Genomic DNA, 22005 nt, shown 5'->3' with positions numbered 1-22005 from the left:
ATGAAGACCGTCGCTTTTCTCGGGCTGGGACATATGGGCCTGCCGATGGCCGCCAATCTCGTCAAGGCGGGTTATGCCGTCAGGGGTTACGATCTTGCCGACGCCTGCCGCGCGGCGGCGAAAGAGGCGGGCATTCCCGTTGCCGCGGATTCCGCCGAGGCCATCGAAGCGGCTGAGGTGATCATCACCATGCTGCCGAAGGGCGAACATGTCGTTTCCGCCTATGGCGATCTGGTTAAAAAGATCTCTGCCGGCACGCTGCTCATCGATTGCTCGACGGTGGATATGGAAAGCGCGCTGAAGGCGCATGAACTGGCCGCTTCCGCCGGTTGCCCCTCTGTTGACGCGCCGGTCTCCGGGGGCACGGGTGGCGCTGCTGCCGGCACCCTGACCTTCATGTGCGGCGGCGAAGCGGAGGCCTTCTCTGCGGCGAAGCCGGTGCTGGAGGCGATGGGCAAGAAGATCGTGCATTGCGGCAAGGGCGGCAACGGCCAGGCTGCCAAGATCTGCAACAACATGATCCTCGGCATTTCCATGATCGCCGTTTCCGAAGCCTTCGTGCTGGGCGAAAAACTCGGCCTTTCGCATCAGGCGCTGTTCGATGTCGCCTCCACCTCTTCGGGGCAATGCTGGTCGCTCACCACCTATTGCCCGGTGCCGGGACCGGTGCCGACATCACCAGCCAACAAGGATTACCAGCCCGGATTTGCGGCGGCCTTGATGCTCAAGGATCTGAAGCTTTCGCAGGAGGCTGCGAACGGTGCCGGGGCCTCCACCCCGCTCGGCGCAGCTGCGGCGGCGCTTTATGAGAATTTCGTTGATGACGGGAGCGGCGGGCGTGATTTCTCCGCCATCGTCGAAATGCTGCGCGGGGGCAAAGCATGACGGACGCCGCGCCATCCGACATCTTATGGGCACCGCCCGAAAAGAGGGTGAAGCACTCGGCTCTGTTTTCATTCGCGGCCAGAACTGCAGAGCTGCACAAGCAGGCGGCTGATGACTACGCCGGCCTGCTGCGTTGGTCGATCGACGCGCCGAACGAATTTTACGATGCGCTTTGGGACGAGCTCGGCATTATCGGAACCCGCAGCGAAACGGCATTCAAACCCGGCAAGACTATACGAGACGCTGAGTTCTATCCGGGCGCAAGGCTCAGTTACGCCGAAAATCTGCTGCGCGATGCCGACGATCGGCTGGCCATCATCGCCCATCGCGACGATGGCACGCGCCGCGAGATCAGCCGCAGACAGCTTTACGACGAAGTGTCCCTGATGGTGCAGGCGCTCGTTGATGCGGGCGTGAAGGAAGGCGACCGCGTCGGCGCCATCGTCACCCATGATATCGAGGCGATCGTCAGCTATCTGGCTGTCAGCGCCATTGGAGCCATCTGGTCATCCTGCTCGCCGGATTTCGGCCCGGCCGGCGCTTCCGACCGCCTGTCGCAGATCGACCCGAAAATTCTCATCGCCGTGTCGGAATATGGTTATGCCGGCAAACGCATCGATGTCGGCCCGACCATCCGTGCGGTGGCGGAAAGTGCGGCTCCTGAAAAGATCGTGCTGATCGGCGATGCCGTTCCCGAAAGCCTCGCCGATCTCGGCTGTGTGACGCTCAAGGATTTCGTCGCGCCTTATGCGGCGGGCGAGATTGCCTTCAATCGTCTGCCCGTCAAGGCGCCGCTGGCGATCCTTTATTCCTCGGGTACAACAGGCAAGCCGAAATGCATCACCCATTCCGGCGGCGGCCTGCTTCTTCAGCATATGAAGGAGCTGAAACTGCAATGCGATATTCAGGAAGGCGAGCGTTTCTTCTATTTCACCACCTGCGGCTGGATGATGTGGAACTGGCAGGTCTCCGGTCTGGCGCTCGGTGCAACGCTTGTCACCTATGACGGCAATCCCGGTTATCCAACATCCGCGCGGCTGATCGATCTCATCGATGCCGAACGGATCGCCACTTTCGGCACATCGGCGAAGTTTATCGATGCCTGCCTGAAGGCCGGGTTGAAGCCGAGTGAAAGCCATGACCTTTCGTCGCTCAGAACGATCCTTTCCACCGGCTCGCCGCTCATCCCACAATCCTTCGATTATATCTATCGCGACTGGAAGGCTGACGTGCATCTCGCCTCCATTTCCGGCGGTACTGATATCTGCGCGTGTTTCCTCGGCGGCAATCCGCTGCAGCCCGTGCATCGCGGCGAATTGCAGGGTGCGATGCTCGGCATGGATATTGACACGCTGGATGATGAGGGCCATTCCGTTCGCGGCGTTGCCGGTGAACTCGTCTGCCGCAATGCGCATCTGTCCATGCCGGTGAAGTTCTGGGGCGACGAGGACGGTTCGCGGTATCAGGCCGCCTATTTCGACCGCTTTCCCGGCATCTGGGCGCATGGCGATTTTGCCGAAATGCGCCCTTCGGGCGGATATGTCATCCATGGGCGTTCAGACACGACCCTCAATCCCGGCGGGGTCCGCATCGGGACTGCGGAAATCTACCGGCAAGTGGAAACCGTGCCTGAAGTGGAGGAGGCGATTGCCGTCGGGCAGGATATCGACGGTGACCAGAGGGTCATCCTCTTCCTGCGCATGAAGGGCGGCGCGACCCTGACGGAAGAGCTGGAAAAAACCATCCGCAGCCGCATCCGTTCGGGCGCCACGCCGCGGCATGTCCCGGCAAAAATCATTGCCGTCAGCGCCATTCCCCGCACCCGTTCGGGCAAGATTTCCGAAATCGCGGTTCGCGATACCATCCATGGCCGGCCGGTGAAGAATGCCGATGCGCTTGCCAATCCTGAAGCGCTCGAACTTTTCCGCAACCTGCCGCAGCTGAAGGACTAGGCCGATGGAGGATCAACCGAAAACCGTGCTCGTCACGGGTTCCACCAGCGGCATCGGGCTCGCCATCGCCAAACGTTTCGCCGAAGCGGGATATCTGGTCGCGGTGCATGGCATAGAGACGACGGAGGAGGCGACGCAGGCCCTGGAGATGGTGGCACAGGCGGCGCGGCACAGGCCGGTCTATTTTTCCGCCAATCTCGCCAATTATGATGAAAGCGCGCATCTGCCGGAAACCGTCATCGCCGAATTTGGTCATATCGACGTCCTCGTCAACAATGCGGGCATCCAGAAGGTTGCGCCGATCGACGAGTTCGATTTCGCCGATTTCTCCCGCATCGTCGCCATCTCGCTCGACAGCGCCTTTCACACCATCCACGCGGCCCTGCCGGGCATGAAGGAAAGGGGCTGGGGCCGCATCGTCAACATCGCCTCCGCCCATGGCCTGCGCGCGTCGCCCTTCAAGGGGCCTTATGTGGCGACCAAACATGCGGTGGTGGGTCTGACGAAAAGCGTGGCGCTGGAAGTCGCCGAACTCGGCATTACCTGTAACGCCATCTGCCCCGGTTATGTCTGGACCCCGCTTGTCGCCGCCCAGGTCGCCGATCAGGCGCGCGTGCACGGCATGAGCGAAGAGGACGTGGTGAAGAAGGTGATGCTTGCGCCGCAGCCGACCAGACGGTTCGTGCAACCGGAAGAAGTGGCGGAAATGGCGCTTTATCTCGCGGGCGATATGGCGCGCTCCATCACCGGCACCACCATTTCGATCGATGGCGGCTGGACGGCGAAATAAATTTCGCACACGCGTCTGAAGCGAACGATCGCGCTGGTTTCCGGTATTGTTAGGCGATTTCAATCCTGTATAGTTTTCGGGAACGGTGGGGGTAGCGCCGTGTTCACGGAAAAGCGGCATGATGAACACAGGGTCTTTTGAAGCGCCGCTGGCGCGTTCGCGCTTCGATACGCGCCAGGTGCCGAAACGCGACGCCATGGCGTTGTGGCGGGATTCGATCAACGTGCTTTTTGATGCCCGCCTGCGCCGCTCGCAGGATGACGGTTTTTTCGCCAGCGTGGACGCCGCTTTCATCGGGAATGTTGCGCTCGGTCGCACCCAGTCCTCGGCGCAGGATTTCGACCGATCGCGCCACAAGCTTGCCCGCGACGGCATGGACGGTTTTCTTCTGCAATTTTACGCCAGCGGGAAGAGCATGTCGCGGCGCGGTTCGGGCGAGACCGCAGGCCCCGGCGACCTCTATCTCATCGATATGGCGCAGCCGCTGGCCACTGCCACGTCGGATCATGATCATCTCAGCCTCGTCGTGCCGCGCCGGCTGCTGGAAGGCAGGCTTGGCGGTTCCGGCAATCATCATGAACGCGTGCTGCCGGCCGGTTTGCCGCTGGTATCGCTGCTGCGCGAAACGATGACGAGCATCTATCGCCATTTCGACGTCATGAACGCCAGCGAGGGCGCAGCCACGGTCTCGCCGCTTCTGGAACTGGCTGCGGCCGCCATCAACAATCATGTCGGGCACGACAATGCGCAGGGCGTGCAGCGGGCGCTCAGGGCATCCATCCGCCGTTATATCGACAGTCACCTTCTCGATCCGGCCCTGTCGGTGGAAAAGGTCATGGGCGAATTCGGTGTGTCGCGACGCACCGTCTACCGGCTCTTCGAGCCGCTTGGCGGGTTTTCGGCCTGCATCACCCACCGACGTCTCGAACGCGCGATGGATTTCCTGCGGGCACCACAATCGGCGCATATGACGATTGCCGAGGTTGCCGCGTCCTATGGTTTCACCAATCCGGAAAATTTCAGCCGCGTCTTCAAGAAGACTTTCGGCCTTTCGCCGCGTCAGATGCGGCATTTCGCTTCGGAAAACCGTGACCTCACGTCGGATATTCTGAAGCCGGATAGCGCGGAATGGACACGCTGGATCGTGCAGCTCGGCCGCTGATGACGATTGGCCGCGCGCCGTTCTGACACTTTATGACGGTTTGTTGGCACAATCCGACCATTCGCTGCGGCTGCGGCGCGATGGGGATGCGCATGTCTTCCAGACGTGCCAAACAGGGCGCGTTATTTTTATCAATATATTGCCTGACAATCATGATACTGAGAATCCTCGCTTTTCTGGACCTGTGTCGCCAATGGCGCCATGCGGTAAAACAACACCTCTCCTTTTCCGGCGCCACATTTCACAGGCCGCCATCGCCCCCGCCTTCGGCGAATTTTGACAGCTCCTCAGACGATCCATCGGAAACGGACGACGGCGAAGCACGCCTGCCGGTTTCCTGGCTCGGCCTTGGACAAAGCTTCAGCGCGCTGGATGCGGAAGACTGTGACAGGGCGCGTTTGCCGGCCGAGTGCGGTTAACGTCGTTCTCCGGCGATCTGGAACAAAACCCTGACCCCAAGGATTAGATCAACAGGGTTACAGGGAGTGAAAGACATGGCCAGAGAAAATGCCAGCTATCTCGACAGTCGGGATACTCCGAAAAGCGAAACGGCAACGCGTGCGCGGCAGGGATCGCGCGGACGTCCCGTCCTTGTCATTCTGATCGTCAGCGTGCTTCTTGCATTGGTGGTCTGGGCTGTCGTCGAATATTCCGTTTTCGAACCCGACCAGAACCTGCCACAGAACCCGCAGACCGAGACTGCGCCGGTGCCGCAGCAGCCGTCCGGATCGGGAAGCTTCGACAACAATCCCGCGAATGGCCGCGCGCAACCACCGTCATCGACAGAGACAAACCCCTCGCCACAGGATTCGACAGGGGCGCCGCAAAACCCGTGACCACCCTAGCGTGAAGTTTTTTCGCGATGATGATAATTTCCATGGAACCAGATTGCGCCCGATTTCATTTCACGCAAAGTGACAGGAATCGGGGGTTTCATTCATGGCAGTCACCGTCACTGCAGTTGTTCTTACGCTGATCGGTCTTGGGCTGTTCGGTTTCGGCTCTCAGCTCGTCATGCTGGGCGGGAGCTTTTATTACGTGCTTTCCGGACTGGCCTTCCTGTTGACGGCCGTTCTGCTGTTCAAGCGCAATCGCGCAGCCCTTCACGTCTATGCCGTCTTCATTGTCGCCACGCTCGCCTGGGCTATCTGGGAAGTTGGCTTAGACTGGTGGCAGCTTGGCCCGCGCGGTGGCATCGTCATTCTCATCGGGCTGTGGCTTCTGGTTCCATGGGTCCGGAAGCCGCTCGGTTTTGCGAGCCCCACCGGGCTTCGCTATGGGCCGAACGCCTGGCCGCTTGCGCTATCCGTGCTCGCCTCCATCGTCGTGGCCGGATATTCCATGGCGCAGGATCCACACGACACGGCAGGTTCCCTGCCGCAGGAAACCGCCTCGGCGACGCCCGCCTATGGCGGCAATGTGCCTGACGGTGACTGGCATCAATATGGCCGCACGCCCTATGGACAGCGTTATTCGCCGCTGACCCAGGTCAATGTCGAGAATGTCTCGCAGCTCAAGGAGGCCTGGCGTTACCAGACTGGCGATGTGAAGCTGCCTGATGATGTGGGGGAAACCACGTATCAGGTGACGCCGCTCAAGATCGGCAATACGCTTTATATCTGCACACCGCATAATTGGGCGATTGCCATCGATGCCGCCACCGGCAAGGAAAAGTGGAAATACGACCCGAATGTCGGTCTTAATCCGGACCGCCAGCACCAGACCTGCCGCGGCGTGTCCTATTATGCCGAGCCCAATGCTGCTGAAGGCACGGCCTGCGCCCAACGCGTCTACCTGCCGACCTCGGATGCGCGGCTGATCGCGCTTGACGCGGCCACCGGTCAGGTCTGCACGTCTTTTGCCGATCAGGGTGTGCTGCATCTTGAGCAGGGCATGAAGTACAATCCCGCCGGTTATTATTATTCGACCTCGCCGCCGGTCATCGCGGCGGGCAAGATCATCATCGGCGGCGCGGTGAACGACAACTATTCCACGCAGGAACAGTCCGGTGTCATCCGCGCTTTCGATGTGAATAGCGGTGCGCTCGTCTGGAACTGGGATTCCGGCAATCCGGCGAAAACCGAACCGATTGCGGCGGGTGAAACCTACACCACCAATTCGCCCAACAGCTGGTCGGTCTTCAGTTATGATGAAGGCCTCGGTCTCGTTTATATCCCGCTCGGCAATCAGGTGCCCGATCAGCTCGGTATGGGCCGCAGCGAGAATGTGGAGAAATATTCCTCCTCCATCGTCGCGCTCGATATCAACACCGGCAAGGATCGCTGGGTGCGCCAGACGGTTCATCACGATCTCTGGGACATGGACGTGCCGGCCCAGCCAGTGCTGCTCGACATCACCAAGGACGGTCAGACCATCCCGGCTCTCGTCGGCCCGACCAAGCAGGGCGATATCTACGTTCTCGACCGGCGCACCGGCGAGCCGCTTCTGCCGATCACGGAGGAGCCGGCGCCGGGCGGTGCGATCCCTGAGGACTTCACCTCACCGACGCAGCCGACGACGGCCTTGTCGTTCAAGCCGGAGCCATTGCAGGAAAAGGACATGTGGGGCGTCTCCATGTTCGACCAACTCGCCTGCCGCATCCGCTTCCATCAGCTGAACTACAAGGGCCGCTATACGCCGCCGTCACTGACCGGCTCGATCATCTATCCCGGCAATTTCGGCACCTTCAACTGGGGCAGCGTCGCGGTCGACCCCGAACGCCAGGTCATGTTCGGCATGCCGACCTATCTCGCCTTCACCTCGCAGCTCGTGCCGCGCGCCGACATTCCGCCGAAGGGTCAGGACGAGAAGGGTAGCGAACAGGGCCTGAACCGCAATGATGGCGCGCCCTATGGCGTGTTCATGGGCCCGTTCCTCGGTCCGCTGAAAATCCCGTGCCAGGCCCCGCCATGGGGTTATGTCACGGGTGCCGACCTGCGTACCGGCGATATCGCCTACAAGCACAAGAACGGCACGGTCTATGACATGACGCCGCTGCCACTGCCCTTCAAGGTGGGTGTGCCTGGTATTGGCGGGCCGATGATCACCAAGGGTGGCGTGGCCTTCCTCGGTGCTGCCGTCGACAACTATCTGCGCGCCTATGACCTCACCACCGGCAAGCAGCTATGGGAAGCGCGCCTGCCGGCCGGCGGCCAGGCAACGCCCATGACCTATGCGCTGGAGGGCGGCAAGCAATATGTAGTGATGGTTGCAGGTGGTCACGGTTCCGTCGGAACCAAGCCGGGCGATTATGTGATCGCCTATACCCTGCCGTAATCTCTGCAGTCTTCAAGACACATAAAAAACCGGAATGGGTGACCATTCCGGTTTTTGTTGTTGAGGGTATTACGCGGCCTTTTTCTGGGCGGCGGCGTTGACCGAAGTCTCGGCGAGCGCGGTCAGCGCATCGTCGGTCTTTGCCTCTTCCTTGAGCGTGGCATCCAGCAGCGAAACCGCCTTCGTGTGGCCCAGCTTTTCCGCCCAGGCCTTCAGGGTCCCATAGCGGGCGATCTCATAGTGTTCGACCGCCTGTGCTGATGAAACGAGACCGGCATCAAGCGCGGGTGTGCCTTTGAAGTCCTCCATTATCTCCTCGCCCTCGGCGATAATGCCCTGGATGGCTTCGCAGGTCTTGCCCTGTGCGCGCTTGCCAATGATCTCGAACACTTCCTGCAGGCGTTCGACGTGGCCCTGGGTTTCTTCCTTGTGCTTTTCAAAGGCCTGTTTAAGCTTCGGGTCGGTTGCCGCCCGCGCCATTTTCGGCAGGGCCTTCAGGATCTGCCTTTCGGCGTAGTAGATGTCCTTCAGCGTGTCGTAAAACAGGTCGTCGAGTTTCTTCTCGGCCATTGGTCCTTCTCCCATGTGTGAAAATGCATGATGTGCGCCCATGCGCACGGGAGACAAACCCTTTGCCGCTGCCATGGTTCCGGCTCGGTTGCGCGCAACGTTTATATTGCTGCGCGGAACCAACGCAGCCTTTCCGAACTTAGTGGGAATAAATGTCGGGAGGAGACATGACGTGCCCCAGAGCCTTGCAGAAGAATTTTCCATGAATATTTCCATCCCCTTCGAGGTACTGCTGGTGCGCGTGTTTGGCGCGGTCATCCTGTGCGGCCTGATCGGTCTGGAGCGGGAGTTTCACAAGAACACGGCCGGTTTGCGCACCAACATGCTCATCGGCCTTGCTGCCGTCACCTTCTGCATCATCACCATTCATATGATGGAGACGATGGCGGAAGGTCATGAGGCCGCGCGGCTCGATCCTATCCGTCTGGTGGAAGCCGTGACGGCGGGCATCGCCTTTCTCGCAGCGGGTGTGGTCGTTTATACGAGAGGGGATGTCAAAGGCCTGACGACGGGCGCCAGCATATGGCTTTCGGCGGCAATCGGCCTCTCGGCAGGTCTCGGCATGTGGCCGCTTGCCCTTGTCGCCGCCGGCGCCGGTATCGTTGTCCTTTGGACGCTCCGGCGCTTGCAGGTGGCCACCGGCATCAAGGAGGATTGACGGGCATCAGCCGAAACGGAAGAGATCGGCGTCCGGGTCCTTGCCGCCATTAACGGCGGCCGCCACGATTTCGGCGGCGATCTGGCTGAAGGTGATGCCATTGCCGCCGAAACCCATCACGGCATAGACGTTTTTCATACCCGGCACCGCGCCGATCAGGGGCAGGCCGGTGGTGGTGGTGCCGAAGGCCGCGGCCCAGCGATAGTCCGGCTCTCCCATATCGACGCCAAGAAGCCTTTCGATCTTGCAGCTGATCGTCTTCGCCTTCGCGGAAAGCTTGCGCTCCGACAGATAGGCGGTGGGGTTTTCCTCGTCCTCGCCTCCGGCGATCATCCTCCCCTCGCGGTCGGTGCGCAGGTAAAGATAGGGATCGGACGCTTCCCAGACGATATGGTTCTCCAGCCAGCCGGGTAGATCGAGCCGCTTTTTGCTCGCCAGAGCCCAGGTGGAAATGATCTGGTGTTTCGGGCTCTCCAGCATTTTCAGGAATTCATAGCCGGTGCAGAAAACGACATTGCGTGCGGAAAGGATCTTGCCGCCGGCGGTGGCGAGGACAACCTCGTTGCCGAGGTTTCTAAGATCGGTGATCTCAAGCTGGGAGACGATTTCGGCGCCTGCGCCGGCCGTATGGCGCAAAAGGCCGGCCGTCAGCTGTGCGGGATTGGCGGAGGCCGAGATATCGCTGAGGATGGCGGCGGTCCGGTCCAGCCCATATTGCTCTCGCAGTTCTGCAGCGGAGAGGAAGCGGGCTTCGATGCCAGCTTCTTCGCGCGCGGCCGCTTCGGCTTTCAACGCGCGCGATCCCATGTCGTCTCCGGCGAGATAAAGCGCCTGCTTGCGCTTCATGCTGCAGGAGATGCCAAGCGAGGAGACGACTTCCTCCAGACGCAGGACGGCGCGTGCGGAACGCTGCCATGCCCTGTCGGCCGCGGGCCTGCCGATCATCTTTCTGAGTTCCGTCAGCGGCGTGTCGATCTCGTGCTGTATCATCGCGGTGCTTGCCACGCTGCTGCCCATGACCGGTTCGCGCCGGTCGATGATGAGCATGGATTGACCCGGCCTTTGCAGGGCGTGGGATACGAGTGCGCCGCTGATGCCGGCGCCGACGACGATCGTGTCGTAATGGTCGGCGGCGGGTGTGTGCCCGCTGCGGATGCCGATGCGCGGGCTATCGGCCCAGACCGATTTTGAATCCCTGAGATCGCGTTCTTTCGTCAGTTCCGGTGTCGTCATGAAGATGTCCTGAATGGGTCAAGGCTCGGTATAACCGGCGACAGTGAGGGTGAGCGTTCCGCTGCGGGGATCGCTGCGGAAAAAAAGCGTGCCGCTGTCCTTCGATTCCGAGGCGACATAATCGAAGGTCACATCGGCGTTTTCCGGCGCGGCGTCATTCCGCTGCAGGTCGCCGCGCACCTGCACCTGCGCTGCGGTGGTCATGGAGAGGTTGCGGATGTCGAATTTCACCCGATATTGCCCGGGCTGCCCCTCCACGCTGGTGACGGCGATGTCGAAGCGGGCATCCTCGGGTACATAGCGATAGATGTCATAGGCGATCCAGCCGAGCATCGCGGCGACGAGCAAGGTGCAGATGGTTCCCGTCACCCATTCGATCCAATGCGGATCGGCGCTTTCCGTCTGTTTTCCGTTTTTCGATATCGTCATCTTGTCCTCACAGGATCAGCCGGGCCGACGCCGCGCCGATCGAGGCTGGAACACCGAGAATGACGGCGGCATTCATGATCTGCGACAGCGAGGTGTGGTCGAGGCGCTCGAAGGTCCAGAGCGTATAGATGCTGATGGCGATGGCGATGACGTAGCCGGGCAGGGTGAAGCGGATGAAGGATTGCCACCATTGCTGTCCTTCATGCAGCTGATGCGAGCCCTTGAAGTGAAGCGCATAGACAAAGCCATGCATGATGGCGATCGACAGCAGACAAAGGGCCAGAACGTGATAGGGCGTCACCTTGTAGGCGATCAGGATCATTTCCTCCGTCGGGGCGACATTGAGGTTGAGGAAGAGCGCGCCCACCACCATCATGAAAAGCTCGTGCAGATAACCTGTCTCGCCGGAATACTCGCCTTCCTCTTCGTCCTCTGCGTCGGAATGCTGGCCGAGCTGGCTGCGGCCGAGCAGCGCGCCGATGCTGGCGGGAACGGATTGCAGCGCGACCTTGGCGACGATATTGGAGGCGGTGAGCTGGTCGTTCAGAACGCCGAACAGCAGGAGCACGCCCGCGCTGACAGCGATGCCCAGCCCATAGGCGGTTATCGCGTCGCGCAGGGCCTGGCTCCAGGAATTGATATTCTCAAAACCGATGCGGCGGGCAAGAAGAAGAAGCAGCGGCAGGTTGAGGATGCAGAGCAGCAGAAGCCGCCATGAGTTGACGTAAAGACCGAGGAACCACATTTCCATGGTCATCAGCATGGGCAGGGCAAACAGCAATGCACCCGCTGTGCCGCGCGCAAGGCCGATCAGGAACTGCCTGACCTCGTCATCTTCCCCATGTTTTTGATTGACCGTAACCGCCATGCCGTCCCCTTGTGCGGAGGATAACGCAATGGCGTTTTTCCGGTTCCGTTGGGTTTATTTCGCAGGGTCAATAAGGGCGATGCCGAATTCCCTGTTATAGCTGCGCCGCAATTCTGCGGGCGTTTCGCGAATGACGACTTCCAGAGTGGGACGAACCACGCCCTTCAGAAAATGGCCGCCTTTTGTGGACCCGTCGGCAAAACCCAGAACCACATGCAGGTGCGGATTGGGCGTGTCGTTCTCGTCAAGCGTAATGTCGCCAAGCAGGCTCAGGACCTCGCTCTGTTCGGTGACCGGTATTTCCTTGTCCTGCGTGGACAGATCAAAAAAAGGCGAGCGTTGCCGTGGCGAAGGCGCCGATCGCGGTGACAGAGGCGGCGTTGATGTTCTCGGCCCTGGCAAAACGCCTGATGGCCTCGAAGGCTTCTTCCTCGGGATCGATGACGAGGATGAAGGTGCGCTCCGCGCCGCTTGCCAGCAATCTGCTTTTCATATTCTTCCTCCAAAATAAAAGTGCCGCCGGAAACCGGCGGCACGGGAATGTCGTTCGTGTCTTAAGCGGCGCGACGTTCGTGACGGCCTTCCTCAATCTCTTCCACGATCTTGGCGACGAAGGCATCGAGATCGTCAGGGCTGCGGGAGGTGATGATACCCTTGTCCGTTACCACCTTTTCATCCTTCCAGTTGGCGCCGGCATTCTTGAGGTCGGTCTTGATCGACCAATAGGAAGTGGCGTCGCGGCCGCGCAGGGCGTCCGCTTCGACAAGCAGCCACGGCGCATGGCAGATGGCGGCAACCACCTTGCCCGATTTGACGAAATCGCGAACCACCCGCATCGCATCCTCGTCATGGCGCAGAATATCCGGGTTGATCTGGCCACCGGGAAGAACCAGCGCGTCAAAATCTTCGGTTTTTACGGTCTTGGCCGAGAGATCGACGGTGATGCTGTCGCCCCAGTTCTTCTTATCCCAGCTCTTGATTTCGCCCTCCTTGATGGAGGCGATCTTCACGTCCGCACCCTTGGCCTTCAACTGGTCATACGGCACCCGCAGCTCGGAACGTTCGTATCCGTCCGTTGCGAGAATGAGGATTTTTGCGGCGTTGATGGCAGTCATATCTGTCTCCTTCTGGGTTCAGTCGTCCTTGTCGGAATTCATGGAGGGGAGGAAGAATTCCACGTCCTTGAGGCGCTTCTCATCGAGATTTTCGATGTTGGTTTGCCAAAATCGCTCGGCTTCCGCCGGTTCGGCTTTCCATTGGCGCACGAAGGTCTTGTTGTCGTCGATCATGACCTTGCGGGTGCCGCCGAGCCGCAGATATTCTTCCGCAAGTTTGCGTGTTTCGGTCTTTTCCATGTCGCAGCTCCTTGTGCGTGGAAAACGGGAACGGAGGGGCGCCGGATGGGTAAGAAGCTCGGCTGCCATTTCGTTGGCCACCGGGAGAAAACGGAAAAATCCCGGTGTTCTTCGGCACCATCGTGTCCGTTTGACACGGCGGCCCTCCTGCTGGAACAACGTGAGCTTTAAAGGATGGTTCCGCAGTTTTTTCGGGCGGCATCATTGCCAGGCACAAATGAATAGTGCGCAATTTTTTACCGGAACAAACGGACATGTCGTGTTGTTTTATCCCCGATGCAGGGAGGCAGCATGGCAGCCACACAGAGTGACGGCGAATACCGGGGTAACAACGAAAACAGGGGCTTCTGGTCGATCGATTTCGGCAATTCGCCCGTTATCGGCACGGCCATCCATGACGGTCATTTCATCCGCATGGATATAGCCGATCTGATGGCTCTTTCGCCGGAAAAGCGGCTGAGAGAGGAGGATCCCTTTACCGGCGAGATGGTCGCCGGATTGACGAACCGGATCGTCGTTCACCATTCCCGTTTTGAAGTCGATCTCAATCGCGCCACCGATCAGGCGATCTATCTGAAGCCGGAACAATCCTGGGGGCTGGAGGTTTGGAACCAGACGCCGCCGGAACAGGCCAGCCGGCAATCGCTCGATTTCCACGCCGATTATTACGCGATGCTTGAAACCGTTCTCTCAACGCTCGAGCGACGGCATGGTGCTTTCGTGGTGCTGGATGTGCACAGTTACAATCATCGCCGGCAGGGCGCCGACGCACCGGCGACGGCGCAGGCGGAGGCGCCCGATATCAATATCGGCACCTTTTCCATGGATCGCAGCCGATGGGGCGATGTCGTCAGCGCGGTCGGTCATCATTTCGCGTCTGCGACCATCGGCGGACGCCGTCTCGATGTTCGCGAGAATGTGGCGTTTCAGGGCAAGGGCGAGCAGACGCGCTTCATCCACGAGCGTTTCGCCGAAAATGGCTGCGCCATTGCAATCGAGTTCAAGAAATTCTTCATGGACGAGTGGACGGGAAAGCCGGATGAGCGCGTGGTGGCGGATATTCGTGAAGCGATCGCAACGCTCCAGCCGGTTCTCGAAGAATGTCTGAGGGCGCGGCGATGAACCTCTCACCCGTCCGCAGCGCGCCATCCCCAATCACCGATCTGGTCGATGACGTGGTGTTGTGCCTGGAAGCCGGCAAGGCCATCCGCCGCGATGTCGGAAAAGACGGCCGTTTGCACATCGACCGACCGCTGCCGTTCCTCTGCCTGCATCTGACGGGCGGCACGAAAGATCTCGCCGCGCGCGACATCGCCGCCGCCCATGCCTCCTATCTCATCGCTTCGAACATTCAGGAGGCCGCGCCGCTGATCGAGGCGGTCGGCGCGGTCATGCGCGAGCGTTTCGGCGCCTTTATTGTTCTCGATATTGGCGAGCTTGAACACGACATCCTGCTCGCCGACGACTCTCCCTTCCTGCCGCATTATGAGGTTTCGGTCTCGGCGACGTCAGAACCGGAAACCCAGAAAGCGCGCCGGGTCTTCATCAAGGCGGTCTGTGATGCCGAAGTGCGCTTTCGCACGCCGCGCATCACCCGGCCGGAGCCGGAAGCCGACCCGGTCCTCCGGTTTCAGAATGCCGGACTGGATTTTCCCTGCATCAGCGTGCGCTTCGCGCCGATCTATCGCCAGCCGGAATCCGGTGCGGATTATCCCGGTCTGCGCGAGACGATGATTGCCGATCTCTTCGATGCCGGTCTGCAGGCCTTTTCGTCTTTTTCCTCCGGCATGGATGCGCTGAAGGTCACCAGTCACCGGGCGCTTGGCCGCAAGGCCTTTGTCGATGCGGTCAAACGTGCCGACCGGTCGATCGACGAGATTGTCTCCTCCTTCGATTTTCTTCTCTCCGTCACGCCCATCAATGCGCGGCGGGCATTCGAGGAGTTTCGCGATGGCAGCTTCCAGTACGCGCCGCGCCTGCTTTACCGGCCGCTGGGCGTGGATGTGGAGGAGCAGAAGCGCAAGCTCTATTCCGTCGTCTTCGACCATCTTGAAGACCCGGTGCTCTATCATCTCTACCGGGAGAAACAGCGGGAGATCGATCTGCAGCTGACGATGCTGGCGAGCCTGCATCATCGCACCTTCACCGATTTTTCACGCGCCCTCTATGGCGCCGTCGAACCCGCTCTTCTGACGCTGGCGCTTCGCGTGCTTGAGGATTGCCCGCACAGGCAAGAAAGCGGCGAAATCGCCATGGTGGATTGTTACGTGGTCGCCAGGAAGTCGCGCGAAATGGTCGAGACCTATCTGGGCGAGGAGCCGGAATTCAAGGCCCGCGTCGAAATCCGTGATGACCTGCCACCCGGCCTGATGGTGACGGGCGAGAAGCTCTTGATCTCCCGCCATACTGTCATGGAACAGCGCCGTGTCGAGGCGCTCCTGTCGCATGAGATCGGTGTGCATCTTCTTACCTATTTCAACGGCTCATTTCAGGGGCTGCGGCTCTTCCGCACCGGCCTTTCCGGTTATGAGGGCGTGCAGGAAGGGCTGGCGGTGCTGGCGGAACATCTGGCCGGCGGCATGACGCGCGAGCGCCTGCGGCTGATCGCCGGCCGCGTCGTCGGCTGCGCCGCCATGCTGGATGGTGCGACTTTCGTGGACACTTTCCGCATCATGACCCGCGAACACGGTTTCGACGAGGCCGCGGCCTTCAACATGGTGCTGCGCATCTATCGCGGCGGGGGTCTCTCCAAGGATGCGATTTATCTGCGCGGGTTGGCCGAGGTGATGGACCATCTGCGCAGGGGCGGCGCGCTCGATCCGTTCTGGATGGGCAAGATTGCGGCGGCCCATTTTCCTGTCATGCAGGAGCTCGCCCTGCGCGGCCTGCTTCGTCCGCCGGGTGTCCGACCCGCATTTCTGCTGCCCGCCAAGGCCAATGAGCGGCTGGAAAAAATACGGGCGGGATTATCCATTGCCGAACTGGCGACTTTATAGGAGGGGCTTCATGCGTATCGCATTTTTCGTCAATTCCATCGAAACCGAGGGGCCGAACTACGCGACCGGCCTGCTTGCCATGGCGGCGCTCAATCGCGGCCATGAGGTGGTCTATCTGACACCAGGGGATTTTACCCTGCGCGCGGATGACAGCCTGACCATCCATGCCACCGTATTGCCGAAGACAAAATACAAGAAATCGGAAGGCTTCCATGCCGCCCTTCAGGACAAGGCGCTGGAGCGGCGCACCATGGATGTGGAGGAAATCGATGCGCTGATGCTGCGCAACGACCCCTCGCTCGACCAGACAACGCGACCGTGGGCGGTGCATGCGGGTATCCTGTTCGGGCGGCTTGCCGAACAGCGCGGCGTTGTGGTGCTGAATGATCCCGAAGGACTGGCGCTGGCGCAGAACAAGCTCTATTTCCAGAGCTTTCCTGAAATCGTCCGCCCCACCACGATCATCTCGCGCAATGTCGATGAAATACGCGCCTTTGCCGATGGCCACCCCAAGGGCGTCATCGTCAAGCCGCTGCAGGGTTCCGGCGGTAAGAACGTCTTCAAGATCGGCTCCAGCAAGGAGGCCAATCTCAACCAGATTTTCGAGGCGGTCAGCCTTGAGGGTTATCTGATCGCGCAGGCCTATCTGCCGGCTGCGAAGGATGGTGATATCCGCTTCTTCATGATGAATGGCCGGCCGCTGATGCGTGACGGCAAATATGCCGCCCTTCGCCGCGTGCCGGCCAAGGGCGACCTGCGCTCCAACATCCATGCCAAAGGCACCGCCGAGGCGGTGAAGGTGACGGATGAAATCGTGGCGCTTGCCGAGATGGTGCGGCCGAAGCTCGTGGAGGACGGCATGTTCCTCGTCGGGCTCGACATTGTCGGTGACAAGATACTGGAAGTGAACGTGTTTTCGCCGGGCGGCCTTTCCAATATCCGCGATCTCACCGAGATGGATTTCAGCGACACGATCATCGAGGCCGTGGAAACCAAGATCAGCATGCAGAGCGCGTCCGGCGGCACCATCTCCAACCGCCTGCTGGCGACGCTGTGAGCTTATTCCCGTAATTCGGCCGGGTGCATTTCGCGGTACCAGGCGACGAGGGCCTTGATGCCCTCCTCGACCGGGGTTTGCGGCACGTAGCCGGTCAGGGCTCTCAAAAGATCGGGCGAGGCGAAGGTGCGGGGCACATCGCCCTGCTGCATCGGCAGCATGTTGCGGATAGCCGGCCTGCCGACCGCCTTTTCGACCGTCTCAACGAAATGCATCAGTTCCACCGGCTGGCCGCCGCCGATATTGACGATGCGGAACGGCGCATGGTGCGAGAGCGTGTCGGTGACACCTTCCTGAGTGACCCGGTTTTCCTCGGAAGGGATGACCGTGCTCAGCCGGACGATGCCTTCCACGAGGTCATCGATATAGGTGAAATCGCGGCTCATATTACCTTGCCCGTAAATATCGATCGCTCTGCCGTTGGAGACGGCGTCGACGAATTTGATCGGCGCCATGTCCGGCCGTCCCCACGGGCCATAGACCGTGAAGAAACGGAAGGCGGTGGTGGGCAGCTTGTGTAGATGGGCATAGCTGTGCGCCATCAGCTCCATCGATTTTTTGGTGGCCGCGTAAAGCGTCATCGGCTCGTCGGCCTTGTCGCTTTCCGCGAAGGGGATTTTCTCGTTGGCGCCGTAGATGGAGGAGGTCGATGCCAGCATCAGGTGCTTGACATCAAGGCTTCTGGCGAGCTCCAGCATGTTGAACGAGCCGATGAGATTGGAATCGATATAGGCGCGCGGATTTTCAAGGCTGTAACGAACACCCGCCTGGGCTGCGAGGTGGATGATGATCTCAGGCTCGGCGGCCTCTGCCGCTCGCTTCAGCGCATCCGTATCTTCCAGCATGCCGATCTCGGCCCGGAAGCCGTTGGAGCGGGAAAGAATGGCGTGGCGTTTTTCCTTGAGGCTGACATCGTAATATTTCGTCATGCCGTCGAAGCCGGTCACGAAATGGCCGGCGTCCAGCAGCCGTTTCGCAACGTAAAAGCCGATGAAGCCAGCCGTACCGGTAACCAGATAACGCATGATGATTATATCCCGAATCCGTTGGTGCGTTTTCGGTCTGACCGAAGCGCAGAAAACCTTTTAATGAAATTGAGAAAACGAAACCTCTATGCGCCTTCGTGCGGACGACCGACTGCGGCATAGATGAAGCCATGCGCGGCGACTTCATCCGTGCGGTAGATATTGCGCAGGTCCACCAGAACAGGGCTTTTCATGATCGCCTTCAGGCGCGGCAGGTCGAGCGCGCGGAACTGGTTCCATTCCGTCACGATCACCACGGCGTCGGCGTCTTCCGCTGCCTCGTAAGGGCCGTCCGCATAGTCGATGTCTTCCATCAGGTGGCGGGCATTCGCCATGCCTTCCGGATCGTAACCGACCACTTTCGCGCCGCCATCCTGCAGGGTCTGGATGATGGCGATTGCCGGGCTGTCGCGCATGTCGTCGGTATTCGGCTTGAAGGTGAGGCCAAGCACGGCAATCTTCTTGCCGCGCACATCACCGCCCATCGCGTTGATGACCTTGCGGCCCATGGCGCGCTTGCGGTTGTCGTTGATGGCGATGGTGGTCTCGATCAGCCGCACCGGGGCGTCATAGTCCTGCGCGGTCTTGGCGAGCGCCAGCGTGTCCTTGGGAAAACAGGAGCCGCCATAACCGGGGCCGGCATGCAGGAATTTCGGGCCGATACGGCCATCGAGCCCGATGCCGCGCGAGACATCCTGCACATTGGCGCCGACCTTTTCGCACAGATCAGCCATCTCGTTGATGAAGGTGATCTTCATCGCCAGAAAAGCGTTGGCGGCATATTTGATGAGTTCGGATGCACGTCTGGTGGTGAAGAGCAGCGGCGACTGGTTGAGATAAAGCGGGCGGTAAACCTCGGTCATGACGGGGCGGGCGCGCTCATCCGAAAGGCCGACGACGATGCGGTCCGGCCGCTTGAAATCCTCAATGGCGGCACCTTCGCGCAGGAATTCCGGGTTGGAGACCACGGCGAAATCGGCCGAGGGGTTTTCCTCGTGGATGATGCGTTCCACCTCGTCACCGGTGCCGACGGGAACGGTGGATTTGGTGACGATGACGGTAAATCCGTCGAGTGCATGGGCGATCTCTTTCGCCGCCGCATAGACATAACCGAGATCGGCATGGCCATCGCCGCGCCGCGAGGGGGTGCCGACCGCGATGAAGACGACCTCGGCATTGGCGACCGCGGCGGAAAGATCCGTCGTGAAGCTCAATCGGCCAGCCTTGGCATTGTTGGCAACGATGACATCGAGACCCGGCTCGAAGATCGGGATATGGCCGTTTTTCAGGGCTTCGATCTTCTCCGGCATCTTGTCGACGCAGACCACGTCATGGCCGAAATCTGCAAAACACGCGCCGGACACGAGGCCGACATAACCCGAACCGATCATCACAATCCGCATTCTTTTTCCTTTCGGTTAGCGAGGTCATGTTAACGCAGCGACACCGGCCGGGGAAATCGGCGGGTGAAAAATACCATGACATACTTAGCCGCCTTCATGCCCGTCGCCAAGCGCCACGATCAACACCGGCTAACCTCTTTCCATGACGGTGATGTGATGGCCGCGGCGGGACAAATTTGCCGCACCTTGCAGCCGATTGCATCGATGCGGTGAGATCGCGCATTTTTGCCTGTTTTGCGGCTTGCACTCATAGGTAGCCGGGTCTAGCCATAGGGTGAGGATCAAATCTGCCAGACTGTCTGCCCCTTGAAGGGGCGTCCGGGTTGCTTCACGCGACCGGGGGAAGCTTTGCGTTGCGGTCGGTGTTCGGGGACGTTCAAATGCAAAAGGGTTTTCTGCTCGGCCTGTTCGCTTATGCGACCTTTTCCTTGGGCGATGCCACCATCAAGTCGCTTGGATCGCAGATCAGCGTTTTCGAAATCGGCTTCTTCAGCATCCTCTTTTCCGGCATCTTCATCTTCTTCAGCAAGCCGCGCGAGGAAAGATGGCGTGAATTCTGGCGCATGAGCCGGCCTTTCGCCGTGCATGGCCGGGCCATTTCCGGCCTCTTCGCCGGTATGTTAGGCATCTATGCCTTCACCACCATTCCGCTGGCGGAAGCCTATGCGCTGATCTTCCTGTCACCGCTCTTCGTGACCGTCCTTTCCGCCGTCGTGCTGAAGGAGAATATCGGCCCCTGGCGCTGGGCGGCGGTTCTGGCCGGCATCGTCGGTGTCATCCTCGTCGTGCGGCCGGGCTTCAAGACGCTGGAACTTGGGCATATCGCCGCCATCGGCGTCGCGTTCCTGGCGGCCATGACCATCGTGCTTTTGCGCTCACTTGCGGGCAAGGAAAAGCGGACTTCGATCATGGGCGTGCTGTTGATCTATGGCCTCACCTTCAACGGTATTGCCTCCATCCCCGATTTTGTCATGCCCGATCTGCACCAGCTTCTGGCCTTCGCCTTCATCGGGCTTTGCACGGCAACGGGGCAGGTCACGCTTCTGGTCGCAACCCGTATCGCGCCGGCGAGCCAGATTGCGCCGTCGCATTATTCGCAAATCCTCTGGGCCGTGGCGATCGGCATGGCCTTCTTCCACGAATATCCTGACGCCATGGCGGTGCTGGGATTGAGCGTCATCGCCGCATCGGGGCTGCTCACGATGATCCGCGAAAAGGTGAGGCTGGGCACCGTGCGCTGGAACCCGTTTTTCCGCAATCGCCTTTGAGTCCATCCGCCGATCGGAAACAGTGCGTCAACCGAAGCGCGGCTTGTGAAGCGGTGGTGACCCGGCCCATAAGGCTTTCATCTTTAGATGAACGGGGAGCCGCAAATGCTCGTGGATGGAAAATGGACCGCTGACTGGCATCCGGTGCAGGCGACCGACAAGAAAGGCGGCTTTGTCCGCCAGACCTCGGGCTTCCGCAACTGGGTGACACCTGACGGTTCGGCTGGACCAACGGGTGAGGGCGGTTTTGCCGCTGAGCCCGGCCGCTATCATCTTTACGTCGCGCTGATTTGCCCCTGGGCATCGCGCACGCTGATTGGCCGGAAGTTGAAGAAGCTGGAAGAGGTGATTTCGGTCTCCGTTGTCGAGCCCGCCCTTTCCGACGAGGGCTGGAAATTCGGCGACTATCCGGGCTCGGATCGCGATACGCTCAACGGCTTTACCTATATGCATGAGGTCTATACCAGCGCGGATCCGCACTATACCGGTCGCGCCACCGTGCCCGTGCTCTGGGACAAAAAGACGAAAACCATCGTCAACAACGAATCCGCCGATATTCTGCGCATGCTGAATTCCGGTTTCGGCGCTCTGGCCGACAATGGCGTGGACCTGTATCCGGAAGCGCTGCGCGATGAGATCGATGCTCTCAATGACCACATCTATCCGCGGCTCAACAACGGCGTTTACAGAACCGGTTTTGCCACCACGCAGGTCGCTTATGAAGAAGCCTTCGCCGACGTGTTCGCGACGCTTCAGGAGCTTGAAATCCGCCTCGTCTCAGGCGGGCCTTTCCTTTTCGGCGGTCTCCTGACCGAAACGGATGTCCGGTTTTTTGTGACGCTGGTGCGTTTCGATGCCGCCTATTACGGCCTGTTCAAATGCAATCTCCGCCGCATCGCCGATTATCCCGCCCTGCAGGCTTATATGATGCGGGTGCTGAACGTTCCGGGCGTGCGTGACACGGTCAATATCGACCATATCAAGCGCGGTTATTATTCCATCAAGGCGCTCAACCCGACCCGCATCGTGCCTGTCGGTCCTGATCTTCCGGGGCTGGATGACGTTTCGCTGTGAGGTG

21 protein-coding genes and 1 pseudogene are annotated in these 22005 nt (G+C 60.1%); 13 read left to right on the top strand and 9 right to left on the bottom strand.

What is annotated here, in order from left to right:
- The 6 genes from mmsB (at nt 1) to QRN60_RS14795 (ending at nt 8065) form a co-directional block, all read left to right on the top strand.
- Nucleotides 1–885, top strand: a complete 885-nt coding sequence (gene mmsB / locus QRN60_RS14820; RefSeq protein ID WP_111792986.1) for a 3-hydroxyisobutyrate dehydrogenase — start codon at nt 1–3, stop codon at nt 883–885.
- On the top strand, nt 882–2837 hold the full coding sequence (locus QRN60_RS14815; RefSeq protein ID WP_111792987.1) for an acetoacetate--CoA ligase: 1956 nt from the start codon (nt 882–884) through the stop codon (nt 2835–2837). Before mmsB ends, QRN60_RS14815 begins: the two co-directional genes overlap by 4 nt.
- 4 nt (nt 2838–2841) lie before the next feature.
- On the top strand, nt 2842–3627 hold the full coding sequence (locus QRN60_RS14810; RefSeq protein ID WP_111820670.1) for a 3-hydroxybutyrate dehydrogenase: 786 nt from the start codon (nt 2842–2844) through the stop codon (nt 3625–3627).
- A gap of 118 nt (nt 3628–3745) precedes the next feature.
- Nucleotides 3746–4789: a helix-turn-helix domain-containing protein gene (locus QRN60_RS14805; protein ID WP_111792989.1), complete on the top strand. Its 1044-nt coding sequence runs from the start codon at nt 3746–3748 to the stop codon at nt 4787–4789.
- Nucleotides 4790–5283: 494 nt separating this feature from the next.
- A complete protein-coding gene (locus QRN60_RS14800) occupies nt 5284–5625 on the top strand; it encodes a flagellar basal body-associated FliL family protein (RefSeq protein ID WP_111784242.1) in 342 nt (113 codons plus the stop codon).
- Between the two features lie 103 nt (nt 5626–5728).
- Nucleotides 5729–8065 (top strand): glucose/quinate/shikimate family membrane-bound PQQ-dependent dehydrogenase, encoded by a 2337-nt coding sequence (locus QRN60_RS14795; protein ID WP_129565390.1) that lies wholly within the window; start codon nt 5729–5731, stop codon nt 8063–8065.
- A 69-nt stretch (nt 8066–8134) separates the two neighbouring features.
- On the opposite strand, the gene QRN60_RS14790 is transcribed toward QRN60_RS14795, so the two are convergent.
- The gene (locus tag QRN60_RS14790) at nt 8135–8635 is read right to left on the bottom strand and encodes a YciE/YciF ferroxidase family protein (protein WP_020009970.1); all 501 of its coding nucleotides are present in this window, start codon (nt 8633–8635) and stop codon (nt 8135–8137) included.
- Nucleotides 8636–8807: 172 nt separating this feature from the next.
- Between QRN60_RS14790 and QRN60_RS14785 the strand changes: the two genes are divergently transcribed.
- A complete protein-coding gene (locus QRN60_RS14785) occupies nt 8808–9293 on the top strand; it encodes an MgtC/SapB family protein (protein WP_112207408.1) in 486 nt (161 codons plus the stop codon).
- A gap of 6 nt (nt 9294–9299) precedes the next feature.
- Here QRN60_RS14785 and QRN60_RS14780 read toward each other — a convergent pair whose 3' ends face one another.
- The 6 genes and pseudogenes from QRN60_RS14780 to QRN60_RS14755 form a co-directional block, all read right to left on the bottom strand.
- Nucleotides 9300–10526 carry an NAD(P)/FAD-dependent oxidoreductase gene (locus QRN60_RS14780; RefSeq protein WP_111792993.1) on the bottom strand — a complete coding sequence of 409 codons (1227 nt, stop codon included), beginning with the start codon at nt 10524–10526 and terminating at the stop codon, nt 9300–9302.
- Between the two features lie 18 nt (nt 10527–10544).
- Nucleotides 10545–10955: a TIGR02588 family protein gene (locus QRN60_RS14775; protein WP_060723403.1), complete on the bottom strand. Its 411-nt coding sequence runs from the start codon at nt 10953–10955 to the stop codon at nt 10545–10547.
- A gap of 7 nt (nt 10956–10962) precedes the next feature.
- Complete coding sequence (locus tag QRN60_RS14770) at nt 10963–11823, bottom strand: TIGR02587 family membrane protein (protein ID WP_060723402.1); 861 nt, start codon at nt 11821–11823, stop codon at nt 10963–10965.
- A gap of 54 nt (nt 11824–11877) precedes the next feature.
- Nucleotides 11878–12316: pseudogene (locus QRN60_RS14765) on the bottom strand (PPC domain-containing DNA-binding protein).
- A 61-nt stretch (nt 12317–12377) separates the two neighbouring features.
- A complete protein-coding gene (locus QRN60_RS14760) occupies nt 12378–12938 on the bottom strand; it encodes a type 1 glutamine amidotransferase domain-containing protein (protein ID WP_020009964.1) in 561 nt (186 codons plus the stop codon).
- An 18-nt stretch (nt 12939–12956) separates the two neighbouring features.
- Nucleotides 12957–13178 carry a hypothetical protein gene (locus QRN60_RS14755; protein ID WP_020009963.1) on the bottom strand — a complete coding sequence of 74 codons (222 nt, stop codon included), beginning with the start codon at nt 13176–13178 and terminating at the stop codon, nt 12957–12959.
- Nucleotides 13179–13469: 291 nt separating this feature from the next.
- Here QRN60_RS14755 and QRN60_RS14750 point away from each other — a divergent pair, with 291 nt between their 5' ends.
- Genes QRN60_RS14750 through QRN60_RS14740 form a run of 3 tightly spaced genes read left to right on the top strand, consistent with a single transcriptional unit; the run spans nt 13470 to nt 17231 of the window.
- Nucleotides 13470–14300 (top strand): N-formylglutamate amidohydrolase, encoded by an 831-nt coding sequence (locus QRN60_RS14750; RefSeq protein ID WP_111793005.1) that lies wholly within the window; start codon nt 13470–13472, stop codon nt 14298–14300.
- Nucleotides 14297–16174 carry a flavohemoglobin expression-modulating QEGLA motif protein gene (locus tag QRN60_RS14745; RefSeq protein WP_111792995.1) on the top strand — a complete coding sequence of 626 codons (1878 nt, stop codon included), beginning with the start codon at nt 14297–14299 and terminating at the stop codon, nt 16172–16174. Before QRN60_RS14750 ends, QRN60_RS14745 begins: the two co-directional genes overlap by 4 nt.
- A 10-nt stretch (nt 16175–16184) precedes the next feature.
- The gene (locus tag QRN60_RS14740; protein ID WP_003508719.1) at nt 16185–17231 is read left to right on the top strand and encodes a glutathione synthase; all 1047 of its coding nucleotides are present in this window, start codon (nt 16185–16187) and stop codon (nt 17229–17231) included.
- Nucleotides 17232–17233: 2 nt separating this feature from the next.
- On the opposite strand, the gene QRN60_RS14735 is transcribed toward QRN60_RS14740, so the two are convergent.
- Both QRN60_RS14735 and QRN60_RS14730 read right to left on the bottom strand, forming a co-directional pair.
- A complete protein-coding gene (locus QRN60_RS14735; protein WP_087746418.1) occupies nt 17234–18256 on the bottom strand; it encodes an NAD-dependent epimerase in 1023 nt (340 codons plus the stop codon).
- An 86-nt stretch (nt 18257–18342) separates the two neighbouring features.
- On the bottom strand, nt 18343–19659 hold the full coding sequence (locus QRN60_RS14730) for a UDP-glucose dehydrogenase family protein (RefSeq protein WP_003508722.1): 1317 nt from the start codon (nt 19657–19659) through the stop codon (nt 18343–18345).
- Nucleotides 19660–19722: 63 nt separating this feature from the next.
- Between QRN60_RS14730 and QRN60_RS14725 the strand changes: the two genes are divergently transcribed.
- The 3 genes from QRN60_RS14725 to QRN60_RS14715 all read left to right on the top strand — a co-directional run bounded on the left by QRN60_RS14725 (nt 19723) and on the right by QRN60_RS14715 (nt 22001).
- Entirely contained in the window at nt 19723–19872 is a 150-nt protein-coding gene (locus tag QRN60_RS14725; RefSeq protein WP_162690248.1) for a hypothetical protein, read from the top strand.
- A 167-nt stretch (nt 19873–20039) separates the two neighbouring features.
- Nucleotides 20040–20927, top strand: coding sequence for a DMT family transporter (locus tag QRN60_RS14720; protein ID WP_111792998.1), 888 nt, complete (start codon nt 20040–20042; stop codon nt 20925–20927).
- 105 nt (nt 20928–21032) lie between these two features.
- Nucleotides 21033–22001, top strand: coding sequence for a glutathione S-transferase family protein (locus QRN60_RS14715; RefSeq protein ID WP_111792999.1), 969 nt, complete (start codon nt 21033–21035; stop codon nt 21999–22001).
- The last annotated feature ends 4 nt before the right edge of the window (nt 22002–22005 follow it).

The organism is Agrobacterium sp. CFBP2214, from assembly GCF_030209895.1.
GTDB classification, from domain to species: Bacteria; Pseudomonadota; Alphaproteobacteria; order Rhizobiales; family Rhizobiaceae; genus Agrobacterium; species Agrobacterium radiobacter.
The sequence above is the reverse complement of the archived record's forward strand: the minus strand, read 5'-3'. Positions and strand labels throughout refer to the sequence as shown.